Raw genomic sequence first — 21,158 nt, 5'->3', positions numbered from 1 at the left:
GGGGATTGCCACAGAGCTTTCATATGCTTTGGCTATATTGCTTTTATTGACATTGTTTTCTGTCTGTAATAGGTTATCATAAAATTGACTTGATGGGGTGGAAATAGTGATATTTCAACATTAGCCGTGATATCTCAAATCCTTGATGTCTCAATAACGTACATGGCGGATGCCCCTCATCATTGAGGGTATGAAAGTCTTCATAAAAACAAGAGCTTATAGATACTTTTTTTATGTAGTGTGCATGGTTAATGACCGCCACAATTGAAGAGATGAAAGTCCTAAAGAACCCTAAAACACAGGGGCTTTCGCATAAACCATTAACAAATGTTTTAACAAGGAGGAATATAGGAAGAATGTGCTTTGTGAATTTAAACAGATCAGGATGTGAAGGTAAATGTGAACTGTCAGGCATATTCTTCAGGGTGCACTTTTTAAAAATCCTTGGGTTGCTTTTGCTTGCATTTATTTTTTTTCAGACCCCAGCATTTTGTGAAGAACGCCTCTCTGTAACATCAAAGCTTGCCAATGTGAGATCAGGGCCGGCACTTGACAATGATGTCCTTTGGCAGGTCGAAAAGTACCATCCCATTTTGGTGCTGGAAAAAAAGTCTGGATGGATTAAATTTAAGGATTTTGAAAATGATGTTGCATGGATACACTCATCTCTGGCGGACAAGACCAATTCTGTAATAAGTATTAAGGATAACTGTAATGTCCGAAAAGGACCTGGTACTGATTATGATGTTGCCTTTACTGTGGAGAGGGGAGTACCTTTCAAAGTTCTTGAAAAAAAAGGCAGATGGCTTAATATTGAGCATGGAGACGGGGATGTCGGCTGGATTTATGACTCCCTTGTCTGGTGAACGATGGATAGTTTTAAGGAACAGTTAAATGAATAAAGTACAAATATCAAAAGATCGTAGAAAAGAACTTGAACAGCCTGACCCCTTCCTTGAGTCATTATATAGGGGGATGGATGTTATGAAAAACTATAAAAAGCAACTGCTAATAGCCTCTGCTATTGTGGCATCAATCATATGTGTTGCATCTGTAACTCTCTACTCAATACACTCTTCAGATATAAAGGCATCTGAACTTCTGGCAAGTTCCATTGAGAGTTATGAAGCAGTTGAACCTTCAGAAGGGTATGATGCTGTAAGTGAAAATTTCATGATGCTTCTTGATGAGTATCCCAATACATCTTCCGGCAGGATTGGAAGGGTTATTTTTGCAGATATCTGCTATAATGCAGGGCTGTATGACAAGGCATTTGATCTTTATAAAACTGCCCTTGAGGATTTCAGTAAAGGTACTGTTCATGATGTTATTTTGCTGGGTCTTGGACATACTTGCCAGGCTCAGAAAAAAAGCGCTGATGCAGAAAAATATTTTGCTGCTCTTGCAGAACAGGAATCATCATTAATGAAAGAAGATGCTCTTTTTCATCTTGGCATGATTGCCATAAATAGTGGGGAACAATCAAAGGGTGTTGAGTTCATGAAAAAAATTGCAGGGGAAGAGCAATCCATGTATAAGGAGATGGCAGAGACCATTGTGGCATCCACAGACTCTGCGGATATATAGGCTTTTACTGCATCCTCCATTTTTACGTTTACATTTTCCGAAACACCATCTTGCTTGTTTGGAAATCTCAATTAGGGAAGTGTAAAATACTACTATACTCAAAATCGACATTTTATTGCTTTTTCAGAAGTTATTGCAGTTGTCTGAACCAGGATAACCAGGATGGATAGGATGTTCAGGATAGATAATCCTGCCTTATCTTTGTTAATCTTGGGAATCCTGATTCAGACAGTGTTGACAAGGGTTGCAATATCATAGGTATCGACTTTGAAAATTTATAAGAAAGTCCCCGTCTTTTAAGGTTCTAAGGACTTTCATGCTTCTTTGTGGCAGGTGTGTCTGCCATGGCCGTTATATAGCATTCCAGATTAATATATTTCCCGGTATGAATGTTAGGAGTACGGCGCTCCTTGACCTTACAAGAAAGTTATTTATCTGGAAATCTATAGGTAGATATGAAGGACGTCTAAAGTCCATATTTTTTCAATTTCTGGTTTAATCCGCTTTTGCCTATTCCGAGTATTTCAGCAGCTTTTGTCTGCACATTATCCGACATGGACATTGCCCTCTGAATCATGCGTTTTTCAACCGCTGCAAGTGTTTCATAAAGCCCTGCGTTATCGGGAATCCCATCTAACTGAAGCTGGTTTACGTTATGTTTTCTCATTTTAAGGGGAAGGTCAGAGGGCATAATTTGGCTCCCTGTGGATAGAATGACACTTCTTTCAATTACATTTTCAAGCTCCCTGACATTTCCAGGCCACGGATAATCAAATAGAAGGCGTGCTGCATCCGGACTTATCTCTTTATGGTTGCTTTTTCCGTCTATTTCCCCAGCATATTTTTCTATAAAGTGGTTGATGAGAAGGGGAATATCCTCCTGCCTTTCCCTTAAAGGCGGCATAACTGTTCTTACCACATTTAACCTGTAATAAAGATCTTCTCGGAAATTACCCCTCTTTACCTCATCTTCAAGGTTACGATTGGTGGCCGCAATTAAACGGAAATCAACCTTGACAGGTGTTGTACCTCCGACTCTCTCAATGGTCTTCTCCTGGAGAACTCTCAATAGTTTTACCTGCATGCTCATGGGAAGTTCTCCTACTTCATCAAGGAAAAGGCTTCCGTTATGGGCAATTTCAAATCTTCCTTTTTTCAAAGAAACAGCTCCTGTAAATGCCCCCTTTTCGTGTCCAAAAAGCTCGCTTTCAAGAAGGCTTTCTGAAAGTGCTGTGCAATTGACGGATATTAAAGGCTCATTTTTCCTAAGGCTGTTGTAGTGGATGGATTTTGCAACAAGCTCTTTTCCTGTTCCGCTTTCTCCTTCAATAAGAATGGTTGCATTGGTTGGAGCAGCTTTTCTTATTATGCTGTATAGCTCTTGCATTGGCTGGCTTTTTCCGATAATATTGCAAAAATTATATTGAGATGTAATGGCTTCCCGAAGAATGCAGTTCTCTTTTACAATGTCATGTATGGAGATGGCTTTGCCGATATGTGCTATAAGGGTGTCGTTGTCAAATGGTTTCAGTATATAGGTGTATGCACCTTTCTGCATTGCCTCTACTGCTTTTTCAACGCTGCCGTGGGCTGTCATTACAAGCACCGGAAGGTCAGGGCTCTCTTTTTTGATCTCCTCCATAAGTTCAATGCCGTTCATACCCGGCATCATTACATCTGTAAGGATAAGATCCACGCTTTCTGACCTGAATGTTTCTATTGCCTCAAGGGCGCTTGAGGCAGTTATGGCTAGGAAACCTTCTTCTTTGATCACCTCTGCCAGGATTCTTGGGTAGTTTTTTTCATCATCAACAATGAGGATGGTTTTCATGTCTGTTGCATCTCCCTGGATGGTAGCGTGATTTCTACTTTTGCACCGGCATTCTTACTGCTGGAAATTTGAATCTCTCCATGGTGCGACTCAATGATGTTTTTGACAATACCAAGTCCAAGACCTGTACCTTTTTCCTTGGTTGTAAAAAATGGATTCCATATTTTTTTTATGGTTTCTTCGGGAATACCTGAACCATTGTCTTCAAAAATAATTGTTACAAACGTGTGTTGGTCAGTTTTTTTTAAATAAACAGATACAGTTATTGTTCCGCCGTTTTGCATTGCCTGGCATGAATTTAGCATAATATTCAGGAATGCCTGATATATTTTTTCAGGGTCCAACATAATTTCTGGAATTTCATCTGTTATTATCTTTTTTATGATGATATTGTTGTCATTAAGCTGTTGGGATATATAGTGGGTGTTTTTGTCAATTATAGCTTCAATACTACAGGGTTTTAGCACAAGATTCATTGGTTTTGCAAAGTCAAGGAAATCGGTGATGATGTTATTTAAACGGACAGACTCTTCTACTATTATGTCAACAATGTTTGTGGGTTGATTCAGACGCCCCATTTTCTTTTTGAGAAGTTCTGCAGAGCTTTTGATAATCCCAAGGGGGTTGCGTATTTCATGTGAAACGCCGGCTGTCATCTCTCCAATTGCAGAAAGATGTTCTGCCTGCTGGAGTTTCTCTTCAAGTTTGAGTCTCTCCTCTGCCCTTGCTTCAATAATGCGTTCACCCTGTCGTACCACAAAAATAAGAATAGCGAACAGAATTCCCATAACAAGAAAACATGTAATGATGGTCAGAAGTTGCAGTTGGAATATTTTAAGGTAATCTTCAGAAATGTCTTGAACTATCTCCACTACACCAAGAACAGGTCCGGAGATAGAAGAAAGTGGCTTTTCTGCTCTGAGTGGAGCGAACGTAGCGATTTTTGTTGTGTGTGGAAAACCCATAAGGATCTCAAAAGGGTTTCCTTTTTGAATCAGCCTGCTTGTTGACACGTTTTGAATCGCCTGGGCATATCCCTTGCTGTTTTCGTCTTTGCTTCCGATTTTATCTTTATCAAAGCTGTATGAAATTGTGTTTTTCATGTCGTAAATATTTACCATCTCAACATTAAAGCTGTGAAGGGTGGTTCTTACAACACGCTCCATTCTTTCATATTGCTGCTGTTCCCTTAATTTGATTTTACCGTATTTCAGGACTGTTGGTATTATAAACTGCAAAAATACCTGATGATTGAGATTTTCAACTAACAGATGTGCATACTCTTCACTTTTTTGCTGTAAAATGCTTTTGACCCAGTGAGCATTCATTGCAGACATTACAATGGTTGCTGCAAACATTACTATTAAACTTGAAAATGTAAAAAATTTTACAAATCTAAAGGGTTTTTTTTCCCCAATTGATTGATTTGTCATACTTTTGTATTCCATTTGTGTTTTTGTTGTAATATATTAATTTTTTTATATAACGGCCATTGTGAAAGAGGTATTTGCAATGGGGTTGTATTAAACAGTCTGTCAAAGTGAATTTTTTTTGCTTAATTGTATTAAAATACTTGACTTGATGACGATAACAGTACTTATATAAGCATGCTGTCAGTATAGTTATAACGGGTTTGCATGGCAATGAAAATGCAGAATGTTTTTTTACCGTGGAAATGGATACAAATTTCCATATTCGGGGGTGGCTGGATGGCAGTCATGACCGTTTACCGTGAAAATAGGGCATCCTTCATATGAACCCAACAGTACTTTACACTTTTTTGTGAGAGATCCCCACCACTCAGAGCTTTCTCTCAGGAAAGTGTAAACTGGAAAATGAAGCATGCCGAAAATAGATACAAATTTCCATATCCGTGGGTGGCTGAATGTCGACCATGACCGTTTATTTGGAAAAGGATACAGATTTTCATCTTTGGGTGTGACTGCATCGCAGCTATCTCCGTCTATCTTTTGATTGTACATAATACTTGATGGTATGGTAAATAGCCCCATATCTGTAGGTTTTGTGTTAATAATTCGAGCTTTTATGCTTTGAAAAAATTGAATTTGAAGATTCATCAATATGTGGTGCCATTTTTAGAGGGCTTATTACTGGCGACTCCTTAAAATCTCTGTTAAAAGGAAGGTATCGTAAATAGCTATGTTACTCAGCAAAAAAGGTCACCTTGTGGGACTGGACATCGGTTCATCTGTGATTAAGGTGGCAGAACTCAAAACAAGCGGCAAGGATATTTCTCTGGTTAAGTTCGGAATGACTCCCATACCGCCTGGCCTGATTGAAGATGGCGAGATTATTGAGATTGAACAACTGGCCGGGATCATAAAAAACCTTTTTAAAACCCATAAAATAAAGACAAAGAATGTTGCTATAGCCACAGGTGGCTCGTCGGTTGTTGTTAAAACTATTACCGTTCCCGCTGTTTCTGAAAGTGCTCTTGTGGATTCAATACGCTTTGAGGCTGAACAGTACATTCCATATGATATTGATGATATGAATATTGATTTTCAGATCATGGATGATAGTGATGTTGCTGCAGATCAAATGAATGTCCTTCTTGTTGCTGCCAAAAAAGACCTTGTGGCAGAATACATTGATCTGATTGATCTTGCCGGCCTGAATCCAAGCATTATTGATGTTGACAGCTTTGCATTTCAGAATATTTATGAGGTTTTCTGCAGGAAAAAAACTGACACCCTTGACATGATCATTGATGTGGGAGTCACCAAGACAACCATGAATATAGTCAAAGGATTTAACTCTCTGATGATGAGAGACTCTTCTTCAGGAATCGGTCAGGTAAGGGAGATGATCTCTTCCGAACAGGAGTGTACCCTTGAGGAAGCAGAAAGAATTATGTCAAAAATTGATACTGCATCAATGAGTGCTGCTGATTTAAAAGAGATCTCCGAAGGTTTTTCCCAGAGATGGAGTGTGGAAATCCAGAATGTTGTTAAAACATTTCAGGCCAAATCAGTACATGGTAATGTTCAGAACATTTACCTTGGTGGTGGCGGTTCACTGATGGATGGTTTTACTGAAAAACTCTCCACTGATCTTGGAATTCCTGTTTCAATATTGAATCCATTTGATGTGATAAAGGTTAATCCTAAGGATTTTTCTGACGCTTTTATTCAGCGGGCAGTGCCATTTGCATCAATTGCTCTTGGACTGGCATTAAGGAGGGTTGACGACAAATGATAAGAATCAATTTACTCCCCTTCAGGGCAGCCCGAGCAAAAGAAAATATTCGAAGGCAGGTCTCAATTTTTTCTTTGATGGCTCTTTTATTGTTATTTGTTTTTTGGTATGTGATTCTCCATTATGATGATAAGATCAAAGAGCATGAAAGTAAGATTGCAAGTGTAAAGCAGGAGATATCAATATATAAGGCAAAAGCAGACAGGGTTACTAAAATTGAGAAAGAGCTTGCTCTCCTTCAGCAGAAACTTGATGCCATCGATTCTCTCAATAACATTCGAAAAGAACCTGTGGTGCTTATGGATAACCTTACACAGCTTGTTATTCCAGAGAGGATGTGGATAACCTACCTTAAGTCAGCAGGCAACTCAGTAACATTAAAAGGAGTTGCTTTTGATCAGCAGACCGTGGCTGATTTTATGACAAATGTGAAAAGTTCTGAGTTGTTTAATTCTGAAGGAGTTGATTTGAAAACAATTCAGTTAAAAAGCATTAAAGATGCCAAGGTCAGGGAATTTGAGCTTGTTTGCGCAAAGTCAAATGTTGCACCTAAAAAGTGATGAACTTTTTTGATTTGTAGTTTTATATGAAAGTCTCCGTAACAGCCTGTTTTAAAAACGACTTTCATCCCTTCGATTGTGGCGGTAATCCGCCATGTACGTTATATCAAAAAGTTTGCATTTGCTTGAGAGATTGATTTGAAAATTTTCAATGGTGCCCAAAAAAAATTTAGAGCGTTGTAGATGCTTACAATCAGGCTTCTGACTCTTTTTAAGAGCTTATAAGTCGGTGGACTTAAATTTTTTCCATTATCCACTAAGGTTTAACCGGAAGAAATATTAGTCTAACTACTTAAAATTATAGATTGTTTTAAGAGAGTTTGTATGTGATTTGTTACTGACAATGCAACAGCCGGATGATATAAAATGAGCAAAGAAAAAAAGCAAGTTAAGTCAATCGTCAGTCAATTCAAGGAAAAGACAGCCCCTTTTTTTGAAAAAGTGGGAAAGTTGTCCAGGAAACAGCGACTGCTTATATGTGTTGCAACCCTGGCTGTCATGGGAGGTGGCTTTTACTATTTTTTCCTTGCCCCCCGTCTTGAAAAAATTGTCAGCCTTGAAAATGAGTATGCTTCATTGAACTCTCAGCTATCAACGTACAAAATTAAAGCAGCTAAACTTGAAAAGGTTGAGACAGAGCTTAAAGAAAAAGAGGATGACTTTCATACTGCCCTTCTTGCTCTTCCTGATAAAAAAGAGATAAATTCTCTTTTGACAGCAGTTTCAAAGTCAGGTAATGATGCTGGGCTTGAATTTGTTTTATTTAAGCCCGAAGCTGTAGTGAAAAAAGATTTTTACGCAGAAGTCCCTGTCTCAATTAAAGTAGAAGGAGGGTACCATCAGCTTGCAGAGTTTTTTGACAGGGTTTCGCAATTGTCGCGGCTTGTAAATATAAGAGATATTGTTATGAGCTATGCTAAGGCGGGAGATGAAGCTCTTGAAGTATCATGTACGGCTGTAACATATACATTTATAGAACAAAAGGATGCGGAAGCAGAGCAGCCAAAGCCTACAAAAGACAAAAGAAGGCGGGGTAAATGATAAATTTCAGAAATAAAGTGTTGTTATCTATTGTCTCAACTTTTTTAGCAATATATCTAACTGCCTGTGAACAGAGAAAAGAAATCCCAGAACAGGTGGTACAGGAGGTTGTATCAATTAAGATTCCTCCTGCTGGCGATCTTAAAAATATCGAATCAGAGGAGACCGACTCTGAATCTACCCCGGCAGAATCCACGGATGTGCATCAGGTATCTGGAAATGTTAAAAAGGAAATTAGCGATTCAGACCTATTGGCATCTGGCGGCACAGCAGTTGATGGAGGCATAGAAGATGAAAGTGCGGTTAAGGTCGCATCTGTAGATGATCAGAAAAATGATCTTGCTTTGACCGACATTCCGTTGAAAAATCCGCTGACAGATACTATAGATGTTGACCTTGAAGGAAATTATTTAGACTCACCATCAGATTCTGGTTTGGGAGATATTACATACCAGAGTCTTATAGAAATCGGTGAGGATGGCAAATATTATTCAGGTGAAGGAAAGATAGATCCTTTTGAACCACTTCTTAAAGATACTCCGGCTGTTGCCGAAGAGAAGGTTGATATTGAGGAAGAGGTACCCAGAAGGATTTTAACTCCCCTTGAAAAGCTTGATTTCAGTCAGATAAAGCTTGTGGCTGTTATCAGCAAGGCTTCAGGTGACGTTGCAATGGTTGAGGAGAGCAGTGGCAAGGGATACCTTGTAAATATAGGAACCTACATTGGTCGAAACTCCGGTCAGGTTGTGAGAATTGAAAGGGATAAAGTAGTCATACAGGAGCAGGTAAAGGATTATAAAGGAAACGTTATTGATCGTTTCCAGGAAATGAAACTCAACAAGCTGGATGATAAGGGTTGATATATGTCTCATTTATTTTTTATTGAATTTAAAGCGGCCTGTCGATGGATGAGTGGTTTGTTATTTGTTTTGTGTTTCTCAGGATGTCTCTCTCCTGCCTGGCAAGGGAATTCCCTGCATTCAGGGAACAGTTCCGGGCAAAGAGTGCTTGAAAGCCTCTCCTTTGAAAGCCACCCTGATTCAGTGGATGTTCTGCTTAAGGGAAATGCTGAGATGAAATACTCTTCTGTCAAGCAGGATTTTCCTCTTGGGGTAATGGTTTATCTCCATTCAACTTCCCTTTCTGAAAATTTAACTCCACCTGTGATTCCCCCAGAGGCTGCAATTGCTTCAATTTTACCATCCTATGTTGATGATGAAAAACAGACAGCAGGCGTCAATATCCTCTTAAAGAGTGATCTTGATTATCGTGTTGAGGAAGAAGGTGATCTCCTAAGACTTGTTTTTTATAAAAAATCAGGACAATCCACTGTCTCTTCTCAGGATATAGATTCTCAAAGTACTACTTTAAATAACATAGATGAAAATCCCTTATTGCAACAATCTGGATCTGATAAGGCTGACATTGGCTCTGATACTCTTTTTGCGGGTGACGCATCTTCTTCTCAGGAAGATAGAGCTTTAAGTAATGATATTTTTTCTTCAGATGTTGCTGAAGATGAGCATCAAATTGCTGTTAATGCAGAGACCTCTTCTAACGGGGCAAAAAATCTCTCATCTGCTGCTTCAATTGAAAAAAATACTGAGCCTTTATCACAAGAGGAAATTTTTGAAGCTACTGACTTTCAGGCAACGGCAAAGCTGAAAAAAATTGACTTTCAAAGCAGTGCTGATGGCAAAACTTCCATTGTTGTTCAGACATCATCTCCGGTAAGGTACAAAATTAAAAACAGCAGATTGAATCAAATGGAGCTTCAGCTTAATCTTTTTAATACTGATATTCCAGAAGAGAGCCAGATGCGTCTTGTAACAACACATTTTGATTCTGCTGTTAATGAAATGCTTCCTGTTAACAGACTTGATGCTTCAGAACCATCACGAATTGTTTTTCAGTTAAGAGAAAGAGTTCCATATCATGTCGAGCAGCAAGGAAGCATGATTAAGCTTTTTCTTGAGCCACCGCTGAACCATGGTAGTGTTGCAAACGGCCAGCCTTCATCGATTTCAATTCCATATCAACAGCCTGTTAATCCTCAAAAAGCCTCATCTTCTGCCCCTTTAAAATATGATTCAGATAATTTATCTTTTTCTTCTTCTATGCCTTCTGTTGCTTCACAGCCAAATGCATCTTCTGATGAGGTTAACTTTGCAGCATCTGCGGGCAGTGTTGAATTTCCAGAAAATGAGATTGAGTACAATTATGAAAATGAAAATATGCCCATTGAGGCAGTTCCTGTCACAGCAGATACTCTTTACGATGAAACTCCTGTCTATACTGGAGAAAAGATAAGCCTTGATTTTTATGAGACCGATATAAAAAATGTTTTCAGAATACTTCGAACAGTAAGTGGCGATAATTTTGCCATAGACAAGGATGTCACAGGGAATGTCACCCTGACACTTGACAAGCCTGTACCGTGGGATCAGATTCTTGATCTTGTGCTAAAAATGAATGGCCTTGGTAAAGTAAAAGAGGGATCAATTATCAGGATTGCCACCCAGGAGACATTGCAAAAAGAGGCAGCCCAGAAGCAGGCGAGGCTTGAAGCTCGTAAAAAGGAGCTGGAGCAACAGAAAGAACTGGAACCCCTGGTAACAGCATACCTGCGTGTTAACTATGCTGATCCCGACACAGACATAAAACCTCACCTTGAGGAGATAAAGACAGAAAGAGGCAAGATAAGTGTAGATAAGAGAAGTCGGCTGATTATCATGACTGATGTACAGAATAGTCTCGATATGGCAAAGGATTTGATTTTTAAACTTGACAAGGTTACTCCCCAGGTTCTGATTTCTGCAAAGGTTGTTGAGGCAAGTCGTGACTTTGCAAAGGAGATTGGCGTGGCATGGGGTGGAGAGAGCCAAAATGTTTATCGTGATGATCTTGGAGGCTTATATGGGTTTGATGCTGCATTCAACTACCCTGCTGCATCAAGTTCAAGCATAGGTTACACCTTCAGCCGCCTTGCCGGAACCCCATTCCTTCTGGATGCAAGGCTTACGGCCTCTGAAACTAAAGGAAGTTCCAAGATTATCTCTTCTCCCAAAATAATGACCCTTGATAATAAACAGGCAAAAATAAATCAGGGTATTGAGGTTCCTTATGATACTGTATCCGGTTCGGGAGGAAATTCAACAGTCACGACATCGTTTAAAAAGATAGACTTGATGCTTGAGGTTGAACCAAGTGTAACACCAGATAAGCGGATAAACATGAAGATCAAAATTACTAAAAATGACCTTGTTGGTATGGCAGCAGATGGAGTTCCCACCATATCAACCAATGAAGCAGAGACAGAACTTCTGGTTAATAATGGAGAAACAATAGTAATAGGTGGTGTTGTTAAAAATTCCATACTGGAAGGCAGAACTGCTTTTCCGTTTTTGTCAGATATCCCCTATCTTGGTCATCTTTTCAGAACTGATTCAGAGAGCAGCGTAAGGAATGAGTTGCTTATTTTTATTACTCCTACGATCATTGAGCTTGCTCAAAAGGATAATCTCTTTTAGTTTTCACTGAAGAAAATTTTATATTTCCGGAGGTTTTGAATGAAATTGAAGCATACGGTATTTGTGGCTTTGGTAACATTATTTTGTGGAACATTTTTTTTGATCGCAGGTTGTGGATCTTCCGGAGGCCTTGATGATACGGCATCCATAAATCTTTCTTCTGACTCTGTTGCCATAAGTGCTGATGGTGCAAGTTCCGTTTCCATTACGGCATCTGTAACCGATGTCTCTGGTACTCCGGTGAGGTCATATACTGATGTTCTTTTTAAGACCACCAATGGACGATTTAAAAATGGTTCCCAGACATATCAGGTATCTACACTTGATGAGTCAGGAAGCGTTACTGTCTCTTTGATTGCTTCAACTTCTCCTGGTATTGCAGAAATTACATGCTCATCCAGTGGTGTTACACAATCAATCAGAATTGATTTTCTGCACCATGACAATACAGGTCTTCCGGTTGGAGAAGAGTTTGGCCTCTCTGTACAGTATCATAATATCTCAGGCCTTTGGCTTGCAGGACTTCAGGATACTGTCAATGCCCATCTTGGTGATGAGTACGGAAATGCTGTTGAAGATGGAATTCCTGTAGCGTTTAAAACCTACAATACCGGAGGCTTTTTTGATCCCGATGTTGCAGTGACAGCAGGTATGATTGATGACACCACCATGTATGGTCCTGGGACAGCTTCAAGTACTCTCTATACATCTCCAAATCCCACCCCAGCCCAGGGAATGGTTTCCGTAACAGCGGAAACAGATGGCGGGGCAACCACACATGTTACTTCAATTGCAGTGACTCCTCTATATGATACACACATAATGTATGCAGGAACAAATGGAGGCGGTGTCTATAAATCAACTGATAGCGGGCGCCACTGGGAAAATGTCAGCCGTTCAACCCTGAATCCTAGATCCGGACAGAACTGGATTGACCCTTATATAAAAGGTAATAGCGCCATTGCCATTGATCCTGATGATCATAACACTGTTTATGTTGGCACAGGATATCTTGGTCAGGGTAATCTTTTTCGTTCCCTTGACGGCGGCATGAACTGGAACAGTAATGATGTTGAAGAGTGGAACGGCCTTTACAGTACAAATACTGCTGTTCTTACAGTGCTTTGTGATGATAATAGAAGCGATTATGTCTGGATGGGAACAGAAGGGCAGGGGATTTTATATTCGACTGATGGAGAGAATTTTCAGCCCTCCGGCGGAACTGCAGATGTTTCAACTCCTTCAGGCAGGGGCAATATTGATGAAGATGGTATAATTGTAGGTTACAGCGCAAAATCGGAAATATGGACACTCACATGCTTTGTACCAACTGCCACTGTTAATGCCCAATCAATTTTTACTGATCTTGATCCTGTAACCATTGATGATAACCCCTATGCTCCTGCACCAGAGCTGATTTCATCAAATCCTGATACAGATGGACGAATCGGAGGTTTTAGAACTTCATCTACAACTAAAACTGAAACCTGGACTGTAAAATATATCCTTCAGGGCATAGAATCTCTAAATATTGAATCAGAAGAGGGTAAAGGTACCGTTGTTGATATTGAAGCCTTTGAAAGTGCCACATTGGAACACTGGACTTTAACCTGTATCTATGTGGATACAGAAGCTGTTCCTCTTTTAGGTGAGTCTGCGGCAATTTTTACTGTGGAAAGCTCAGTTGTTGGCCGCCAGAAAGATGCTGAACTCAATACTCCCTATAGCTCCGAAAGAATTAGTTTTGAAATTATTGCGGGACAGATTCCTTTTCTTGTTGGTGATGTAATTGAATTTGATACTGTCCAGAACTCCTATTGGCAGGTAAAAGGAACCATTTCTGGTCAACAGGCTAACGTCGCTGATACAGGTGTTGGCTATACTTCCGATAATGGGGAAATTGGTTTCAGGATTTCAGAAGGCGAGATACCATTTAGTCATGGGGACATCTTTACTTTCCAGACCTATGAAGCACGTCCGGCATACTGGACAGTTTCAGGAAGCGTATCAGGAATGCAGTCCGGCATTGCCCAGACAGGCCAGGTCTTTAGATCTGATAATGATGAGATTGTCTTTACCATTGATGAGAGGGGTTCTTCATTTCAGGATGGAGATGTAATAAAAATCACTGTTGATGCAAACAAGGTAGGTCATGGATGGACAGTTTGGGATATTGTCAAGGTTCCCGGGACAAATGGAAGCATTGCTCATCTTTATGCTGCAACAGCTACAGGTCTTTACAAAAGCCTTAATGGCGGCAAAACATGGAACTCAACCGGCAGGTTTACAGGCGATTATATCACCTGCCTTGAACTTTATCATCCATCTACAGGTTCTGATATAATCTATGCAGGCACCCAAAATGGTGCTGTCTGGGTAAGTGAAGACAGCGGCGTGACCTGGAAACAGTATGCCGACGGCATGGAAAAAGGTACCAATATAAAGGATATCCTGCTGGACAGATATAATCATACCCTTTATTCTGTGGCTTGGTACTCTTCAGGCAGTGGCAATACGGGCAAGGTTTTTTCTTATCCAGTTAGCTCTGATTTCACAATGGTTCCCTCAACCTCATGGTCTGAGGCCAATGAAGGACTTTCCGGCGATGCCCTTTATGCAATTGCCATTGATAACACAGATCTTACGTCCGAGCTCTATGTTGGTGGAGACGGCATTGCGTTAAACAGGGCAGTGACAGGCCTTACAAATGGTCAACCTTTATGGGAAGATAGCAGTGATGGATTGTCAAACCTTATCATGGCAAGAATACCGGTACTTTTTTCAGGTCTGACATTTATAGAGTACAAATATATCCAGTATGAGGAGCTTGTTTTCCTAAGTATATACCTTCACGATATCAATGGAAATCCACCAATTGCCGGCTCAACTTTCAAGGTTGAGTATCACAGTGAAGCGGCAAGTGAGGACTACACATGGATAGATATTGAATACCCAGACACATATACCTACACAGGCACATTCAGGGATCCCGGAAATGGTTATACCAATAATCCCTATAATTACAGGCTTCTTGTAGGGTCAGGTGATACCATTACAATTACATATATGCTGCAGTGCAATGATGGTGAAGGAGAAGATAGAGAGGCTGGTTGTTCAGGAGGTGGAGTTGAGGTTACTGAGACAATTAATTTCTAAATTAAGTTATCTTCTTTGTCTCTGTTGAGATTCTCAAACCATCAACATTGTGAATATTTAATGTAGTGCTGAACTGGGCTTGGTCTTTCTTCTATTTTACTGAAAAAGAGGGATTAAAGCCCAGTTTGCTAATGTTCTTATGCATATTGCAAAAAAACACCTCAATTTAAGGGTATGTTTTTTGCAGTTCCTGAATCAGACATGATTGACAAGGCTCAGGAGCTTATATGTGTCGATTTTGAGTTATAAAAATTAAATTTTTATTTTTACATAATTTATATTTGTGTTGATTCGAAAACTACTGTGTTGCATTAGGGGGAAATTATGAAACAACCGTTAAGGGTATTCTTTTATTGCCTGATATTATTTGCTGTCGCACTGTCAGGGGCAAATGTGTACAGTGCATCAAAATATGAGAGCGAACCAAATGAAACCAAAGAGACTGCCACATCGGTTACTTTTGGAGACAAGATTGTGGGCAGCATGTGGCATGCTCTTGATTATGACTGGTATTCAGTAAAAATACCTGGTTCAGGTCTTGTCAGTTTGACAGCCTATTATGAATTTCCTGATGGCTCGGTAGTAAAAAATCAGGCTTTATACATTGAATTAAGAAATGGGGCAAATACAGTAATTTCTGACTTTTATGTTGATTTTGAAGATCAAACTCCACCTTATATAAGAGATATAAATATTCCAGGTTCCGGTACCTATTATATTGTAGTGCATTGTCCAAATACGGATAATTTTAGACGAGACAGGTACTACATTACGATGTCCCAGGGTGGTGGAGAAAATGCAGGTGTTAAAATCCTTAATGAGGAAGATTCTGTAAAGATTGCAGCAGATGAGGAATCTACTGCAACCATAACTGCACTTGTTCTTGATGAGGATGGAGACCCTGTTTATGGTGCTCCAGTTATATTTAGTGTTATTGAAGGAGATTTGACTGCGACAGATTCAGATACTGGTTCTGATATTACTACAAGTTATAGTAAAACCTTTACAGGTAATGGACAGGATACAACCCAGGTTTTTGAAATTACAAGTGGTATCAAAGAATTTGTTTATACTTATAAGGGAGAACTTTATCTTGATGTCTATCTTGTTAATATGGAGACGCAAGATAAAGATCTTATTTATTGGACATATGATCCTGTTGAAGGTGAAAAAAGTATCGAAACTTTTGATGTTTCATCGGATTATTTTTTAGAAATTAATGGTGGAGATCAAGCATCCTGGACAATAACTATACAAGACAAAGGCTCTGATACAACCTCAGATACAACAACTTCGGATACTACCAATACGCCTAAAGTTTTAAAAACCATTACTACTGATGAGGATGGTAAAGCACAACTTTCGTATAAAAGCAGTGAAAAAAAAGGTGAATTCACAATTATAGCATCTTTTGGAAATGATTATGATACTTTTCTAATTGAACAAACTGCTGGCGCACCTGCAAAAATTGATATTCGTGAATTGGTAGAAGACCCTGAAAATGATCTTCTATATATAAATAGGGAATATCAAATTAATGTCATGGTAACAGATAAGAATAATAATTCCGTTGAGGACGGTACTGTAATAAATTTGGTATCAAGCAAGGATAGTGTCACCAATACTACTTTAAAGCTAAATGATTTTACTGCTGAAACAAAAAATGGTACGGCCAAATTTACTGTTTCAGCTTCAAGGGATGTTGAATATACACTTACGGCAAGTGTTTCAGGCGATAGTGATGTCAATGATACATTGACCCTGAAATTCAATAATATTACTCTAAGCAATATTATGGCTCAACCTGCATATGTTTTGGCAGATGGTAAAACCGTTTCTACCATAAGTGTTCGTTTAAGCGACAGTGATGGAATGGCAATTGGTGGAGAACCTATAGAATTCCAGACAACCTGTGGTTTTCTTCAAACTAATATTGTGAATACTGCTGAGGAAACTGCTGAAGAAACTGAAGAGAAGCCTGCTTCTATTAAAGGAGTGGCTAAAGTAGATTTGGTTGCACCTTTTGAACCAGGAAGATGCATGGTAACAGCAAGCTATGGAACTGTTGAACTTGAAACCCCTGTTGAGTTCTATGGAGATGGAACAGGAAGCACAACAGCTTCAATACTTTTTGAATCAGAGAGCAATACCATTCCTGCTAATGGCACAAGTTCCATAATATTGACTGCAACCCTTACAGACAGTGCCGGAAAATTTGTAGCTGCCGGAACCCCTGTCAAATTTGAGATTCTGCCGGATGATCAGGGTATTGTTAGGGGCTTTTTCCCAAATGCAACAAGGAAATTCAACGGAAGCATGCCAGCAGGTGGTACTGTAAAACTTGCTCTTGTTTCAGAGATTGGAAAGACCGGCAGGACAACTATTACCTGTTCATCAGGTGGGCTTGTTCAGTCTCTTCAGATTGTATTTACAGAAGTAAATGCTGACGGTACTGCAGTTGAAGATAATACTGCCTTCATAAACTTGTCTGCTGCGCCTGCATCAATTCCGGCAGATGGCAAAAGTTCATTGATGGTTTCGGCAGAGCTTCTTACCAGTGCAAATACACCTGTACCTCAGGGAACAGAAGTTATTTTTTATGCATCAAGCGGAAAGTTCTCAAATGGCCTTCTTGAATTTGCAGCAGCAACAACAGATGATTCAGGAAAGGTCTATGCAGCTCTTATCTCTTCAACAACAGCAGGCACAGTTGAAGTCTGGTGTTATTCAGATGGCATATTTCAATTAACTAATGTTGCCTTTGAAAGCACTGATGTGGACACAATAATAGGAACTGTAACTCTTTCCGCTGATCCGGAGTCAATTCCGGCTGATGGTTCAAGCTCTACATCCATAACAGCAGAGATTAAAGATACTGCCGGAAATCCGGTACCTTCAGGTACTTCCATAACCTTTACAACAAGTGCCGGTAAATTTTCCAATGGAACCAAAACCATTACCCTCACAACATCAGGAGAGGCTGGTAGAATTACAGTACCCTTGATATCTGCAACATCGGCAGGTTATGCAAGAATCGTTGCCAATTCAAGTGGTGCAACCCAGACAATTCTAATTATTTTTGAAGGAGACTATCAGGAGAGTGAGACAGCTTATATAGAGCTTTCCGCATCTCCCGAACAGATTCCTGCTGATGGAAAGAGTTCACTGATAATTAAGGCAACACTTTATGACAGTACAGGAAAGGTGATGCCAAATGGAACCGAGGCAACCTTTAGAACAAGTAGTGGTATATTTTTAAACGGATCCACATCATATACCCTTTCAACTTTAGATGATTCGGGAGTACTGTATGTTTCGCTGATTTCCTCTACTGCATCTGGAAGTGCTGATATTTCATGTACGTCCAACAATGTAAGTCAATTGACCACAGTATTTTTTACAGGTTCAGATACCGGCATTGGCTCCACGACGTCAATAAGCCTTTCAGCATCCCCTACATCTATTCCTGCTGATGGCCAAAGTTCCTCGACAATCACGGTTACCTTGACAGACAGTACAGGTCAACCGGTGTTACAGGGAACTTCTATGACGTTGACGACGACCCTTGGTTCTCTTTCATCTACTAATGTTGCTACTGTAGATGATACCGGTGTTGTCTCCGTGGCCTTGATATCAGGTACGGAAGCCGGCACTGCAAGGGTTGTCTGTACCTCTAACGGCATTACCCAGGCGACTACGGTTGTTTTCACCGGTGGCTCTTCCGACAATCAGACCCCGGCATATCTAACCCTTGCTCTATCTCAAATTTCTGTCAAAACGGATAATTCAGACAGTACCACGATTACTGCAACTGTTCTTGATGCCGACTATGCTGTAATGGAGGGAATTCCTGTCTCTTTTACTGCAGATGGGGGGCAGTTGAGTTCTTCCCTTGTTGAAACCGATGAGAATGGTGAGGCCGCAGTCACATTTTCCTCCGGAACGTTTGATAAATCAAACCGAATAGTTACTGTTACAGCGGATGTTTCCCAGCTTGATCCCAGAACGATTCCTGTTCAGGTCGTTGGCTCCACAATATCTCTTGCTGATAATGGTACAGATTTGATATTGGACGATGAAACTACGGATGCTGATGAATCAAATAGTTCAGAGTTAACGATTACTGTAAAAGATGCTGGAGGAAATCCTATTTATGATGCATCTCTTTCCATAACACTTCCTCCAAGCCAGACTGGTTCAGTTACATGGACTCCTTTGGGGCCATATACAACGGATATAAATGGTCAGTTAAAATTAACTGTACAAGGTGAAAGGGCAGGTTCCGCTCAAATTATAGTTGAGGGGGTTGGGGTAATTGCTACCAAAACCTATTCTATTGCTGTCCTTGCAGATTCCTTTGGAATAGTAACGCCATCAGAAGATTTGACAAGCTGGTCAACAGACGAAAGTGTTACTGTTTTGGTTCGGGCACCCAATCAATCTCAGGTAAAATTTGCTACATCCATAGGTGGACTGGATGGTGGTGATTTGCAGGTGTTAGTAAAAAATGTTGTTGAAGGCTATGTTTCTGTTCAGCTTACTTCAGATCTTGCTGGTCTTGCTACTGTTGAGGTCTCTGATAATGATAATCCTGACACTGTTGATCGTGTATTAATAGTATTTACAAGGCCTGATTACGATGCAGCCACAATACTGTTACAGTCCAATACTTCTGTTATAGCACCAACTGTTGGGGATAATGAATCTGTGGCTGAACTCACTGCTTATGTAAAAACCAGTGGAGACACAGGAAATCAGGCAGTTGCAGGTGTTCCTGTTGTCTTTTCAATTACGGATTCTACCGGAAGCGGAGAAAGGGTTTCTCCTGTCATTGTATATACCAATGAAGCAGGAGAGGCAAAAACCACTTTTACGGCAGGGTCTCTTGGATCTGATGCAGAAGGTGTTACAATTAATGCAAGGGTGGCTGATTCGGGAACTACTGGCAACATGACAAATATTTCTTTTGTCGAGCCTAATATTATTCAAAGATCAAGTGGATCTTTCCTTGCAGACGGATTTCAAAATAATCAACAGATTAAGGTTCAAGGCTCTATTTACAATGATGGTTATTTTTTTGTAGAAAATGTTACTGCAAATACTCTTACATTGGATTCGGATAATGATGTTTTTGCAGAAGGAGCTGGTGCTGATGTGGTCATAACCGCACTTCTTCACTCAACTACTATTGTAATAGGTGGCACTTCAGGTTCGGTAGTCATAGGACGTGGGGCAGGTGATTCAATTCAGATATTAAATCCCACTACATACTCATTATATATGTCAGTGCTTGTTTCTGATTTGAACGGAAATCCTGTTCCAGGAGCAAAGGTTTCTCTTAATCTATGGCCTGAATTTTACAATACAGGAGTCTGGTACGATTATAATGACAGAGTTAGTGATCATTATGTACCTTATTTTACAGGGACATTTTATAATGAGGATGAAAATGAAAACACTTTTCTTGACCCTGGGGAAGATACTAATAGTGATTCCATATTGACACCTCCCAATTCTGCTGCAGGAAATATTCCTACTATATTAACAACTGATTCTGGCGGATTGGCGGAATTTGATCTTGTCTATCTCAAATCGAGCGCAATGTGGATTTATGTAAGGATTATTGCAACAACCATGGTCTTTGGAACTGAAACAAAATCGATTATGCGCTTTACATTGCCTGCTGAAAAGGCAGAGGCAGAGGCGGGCTATCTGCCTGATTCGGCTTACCCGTATGTGTTGCACTGTCCTTCAGGGGGAAATGTATCTTTTAGATTGCCTTCGTTTGGCAGTGCTGCATCTGACGATACTTTTATCCCAATAGTTGGCATTGTCTCTGTGGTTCCTGGATCGGAGGGTCCTGATACTGATGGAGATGGAGATCCTGATTATAGGGCATACAACTATCAGTTTAATGATGTCGGTTCTGTTTCTGGAACTATATACTATGATTATGTGAGTGTTTCAGATGCATTAGGCAACACAACATTTCCATTGAAAATTATTATTCAATAGATATTCCATTTAGTATGTATTTGTTTTTTATGTGTGTATATAAGAAAGGTCAGATTATGGATGGCTATCTGCATTTTCTTTAGCCGTCAAAAAAATGGCATTGATCATCGGTTGATCCAAACTATAAGGGCGGATTCCATATCCGCCCCTACCCAAAATATGGTCGAAATGATTATAAATGCCCAAAAATGTTATTGTGAATTTTGATGCTCTATTAAA

Annotated in this window: 11 protein-coding genes; 9 read left to right on the top strand and 2 right to left on the bottom strand. The window is 39.9% G+C overall.

The window, feature by feature from the left end; translation table 11 throughout:
• Positions 1-365 precede the first annotated feature (365 nt).
• Both MTBBW1_RS07825 and MTBBW1_RS07820 read left to right on the top strand, forming a co-directional pair.
• The gene (locus MTBBW1_RS07825) at positions 366-866 is read left to right on the top strand and encodes an SH3 domain-containing protein (protein ID WP_245809297.1); all 501 of its coding nucleotides are present in this window, start codon (positions 366-368) and stop codon (positions 864-866) included.
• A 28-nt stretch (positions 867-894) separates the two neighbouring features.
• Positions 895-1,587, top strand: coding sequence for a tetratricopeptide repeat protein (locus tag MTBBW1_RS07820; protein WP_080801628.1), 693 nt, complete (start codon positions 895-897; stop codon positions 1,585-1,587).
• Positions 1,588-2,053: 466 nt separating this feature from the next.
• Here the strand turns inward: MTBBW1_RS07820 and MTBBW1_RS07815 are convergent, their stop codons facing one another.
• Both MTBBW1_RS07815 and MTBBW1_RS07810 read right to left on the bottom strand, forming a co-directional pair.
• Positions 2,054-3,418: a sigma-54-dependent transcriptional regulator gene (locus MTBBW1_RS07815; protein ID WP_080801625.1), complete on the bottom strand. Its 1,365-nt coding sequence runs from the start codon at positions 3,416-3,418 to the stop codon at positions 2,054-2,056.
• A complete protein-coding gene (locus tag MTBBW1_RS07810) occupies positions 3,415-4,851 on the bottom strand; it encodes a two-component system sensor histidine kinase NtrB (protein WP_080801622.1) in 1,437 nt (478 codons plus the stop codon). Before MTBBW1_RS07810 ends, MTBBW1_RS07815 begins: the two co-directional genes overlap by 4 nt.
• Before the next feature lie 727 nt (positions 4,852-5,578).
• Between MTBBW1_RS07810 and pilM the strand changes: the two genes are divergently transcribed.
• The 7 genes from pilM to MTBBW1_RS07775 all read left to right on the top strand — a co-directional run bounded on the left by pilM (position 5,579) and on the right by MTBBW1_RS07775 (position 20,939).
• A complete protein-coding gene (gene pilM / locus MTBBW1_RS07805) occupies positions 5,579-6,637 on the top strand; it encodes a type IV pilus assembly protein PilM (RefSeq protein WP_080801619.1) in 1,059 nt (352 codons plus the stop codon).
• Positions 6,634-7,197 carry a PilN domain-containing protein gene (locus MTBBW1_RS07800; RefSeq protein WP_080801614.1) on the top strand — a complete coding sequence of 188 codons (564 nt, stop codon included), beginning with the start codon at positions 6,634-6,636 and terminating at the stop codon, positions 7,195-7,197. The genes pilM and MTBBW1_RS07800 overlap by 4 nt, the downstream gene beginning before the upstream one ends.
• A 366-nt stretch (positions 7,198-7,563) precedes the next feature.
• Complete coding sequence (locus MTBBW1_RS07795) at positions 7,564-8,238, top strand: type IV pilus inner membrane component PilO (RefSeq protein ID WP_080801611.1); 675 nt, start codon at positions 7,564-7,566, stop codon at positions 8,236-8,238.
• Complete coding sequence (locus MTBBW1_RS07790) at positions 8,235-9,098, top strand: pilus assembly protein PilP (RefSeq protein ID WP_080801608.1); 864 nt, start codon at positions 8,235-8,237, stop codon at positions 9,096-9,098. The genes MTBBW1_RS07795 and MTBBW1_RS07790 overlap by 4 nt, the downstream gene beginning before the upstream one ends.
• 57 nt (positions 9,099-9,155) lie before the next feature.
• Positions 9,156-11,768 (top strand): type IV pilus secretin PilQ, encoded by a 2,613-nt coding sequence (locus MTBBW1_RS07785; protein ID WP_186441155.1) that lies wholly within the window; start codon positions 9,156-9,158, stop codon positions 11,766-11,768.
• Between the two features lie 39 nt (positions 11,769-11,807).
• On the top strand, positions 11,808-14,924 hold the full coding sequence (locus MTBBW1_RS07780; RefSeq protein WP_080801601.1) for an Ig-like domain-containing protein: 3,117 nt from the start codon (positions 11,808-11,810) through the stop codon (positions 14,922-14,924).
• 324 nt (positions 14,925-15,248) lie between these two features.
• Positions 15,249-20,939 (top strand): Ig-like domain-containing protein, encoded by a 5,691-nt coding sequence (locus tag MTBBW1_RS07775; protein WP_080801600.1) that lies wholly within the window; start codon positions 15,249-15,251, stop codon positions 20,937-20,939.
• The last annotated feature ends 219 nt before the right edge of the window (positions 20,940-21,158 follow it).

The sequence above is a fragment of the Desulfamplus magnetovallimortis genome (assembly GCF_900170035.1).
GTDB classification, from domain to species: Bacteria; Desulfobacterota; Desulfobacteria; order Desulfobacterales; family Desulfobacteraceae; genus Desulfamplus; species Desulfamplus magnetovallimortis.
Note: the sequence above shows the minus strand (reverse complement) of the source record. Positions and strands in the feature narration are given on the sequence as shown.

Coding starts and splice junctions, on each gene's coding strand:
- MTBBW1_RS07800 (WP_080801614.1), top strand. CDS start 6,634: ATGATAAGAATCAATTTACTCCCCTTCAGGGCAGCCCGAGCAAAAGAA.
- MTBBW1_RS07815 (WP_080801625.1), bottom strand. CDS start 3,418: ATGAAAACCATCCTCATTGTTGATGATGAAAAAAACTACCCAAGAATC.
- MTBBW1_RS07795 (WP_080801611.1), top strand. CDS start 7,564: ATGAGCAAAGAAAAAAAGCAAGTTAAGTCAATCGTCAGTCAATTCAAG.
- MTBBW1_RS07790 (WP_080801608.1), top strand. CDS start 8,235: ATGATAAATTTCAGAAATAAAGTGTTGTTATCTATTGTCTCAACTTTT.
- MTBBW1_RS07820 (WP_080801628.1), top strand. CDS start 895: ATGAATAAAGTACAAATATCAAAAGATCGTAGAAAAGAACTTGAACAG.
- MTBBW1_RS07810 (WP_080801622.1), bottom strand. CDS start 4,851: ATGACAAATCAATCAATTGGGGAAAAAAAACCCTTTAGATTTGTAAAA.
- MTBBW1_RS07780 (WP_080801601.1), top strand. CDS start 11,808: ATGAAATTGAAGCATACGGTATTTGTGGCTTTGGTAACATTATTTTGT.
- pilM (WP_080801619.1), top strand. CDS start 5,579: ATGTTACTCAGCAAAAAAGGTCACCTTGTGGGACTGGACATCGGTTCA.
- MTBBW1_RS07775 (WP_080801600.1), top strand. CDS start 15,249: ATGAAACAACCGTTAAGGGTATTCTTTTATTGCCTGATATTATTTGCT.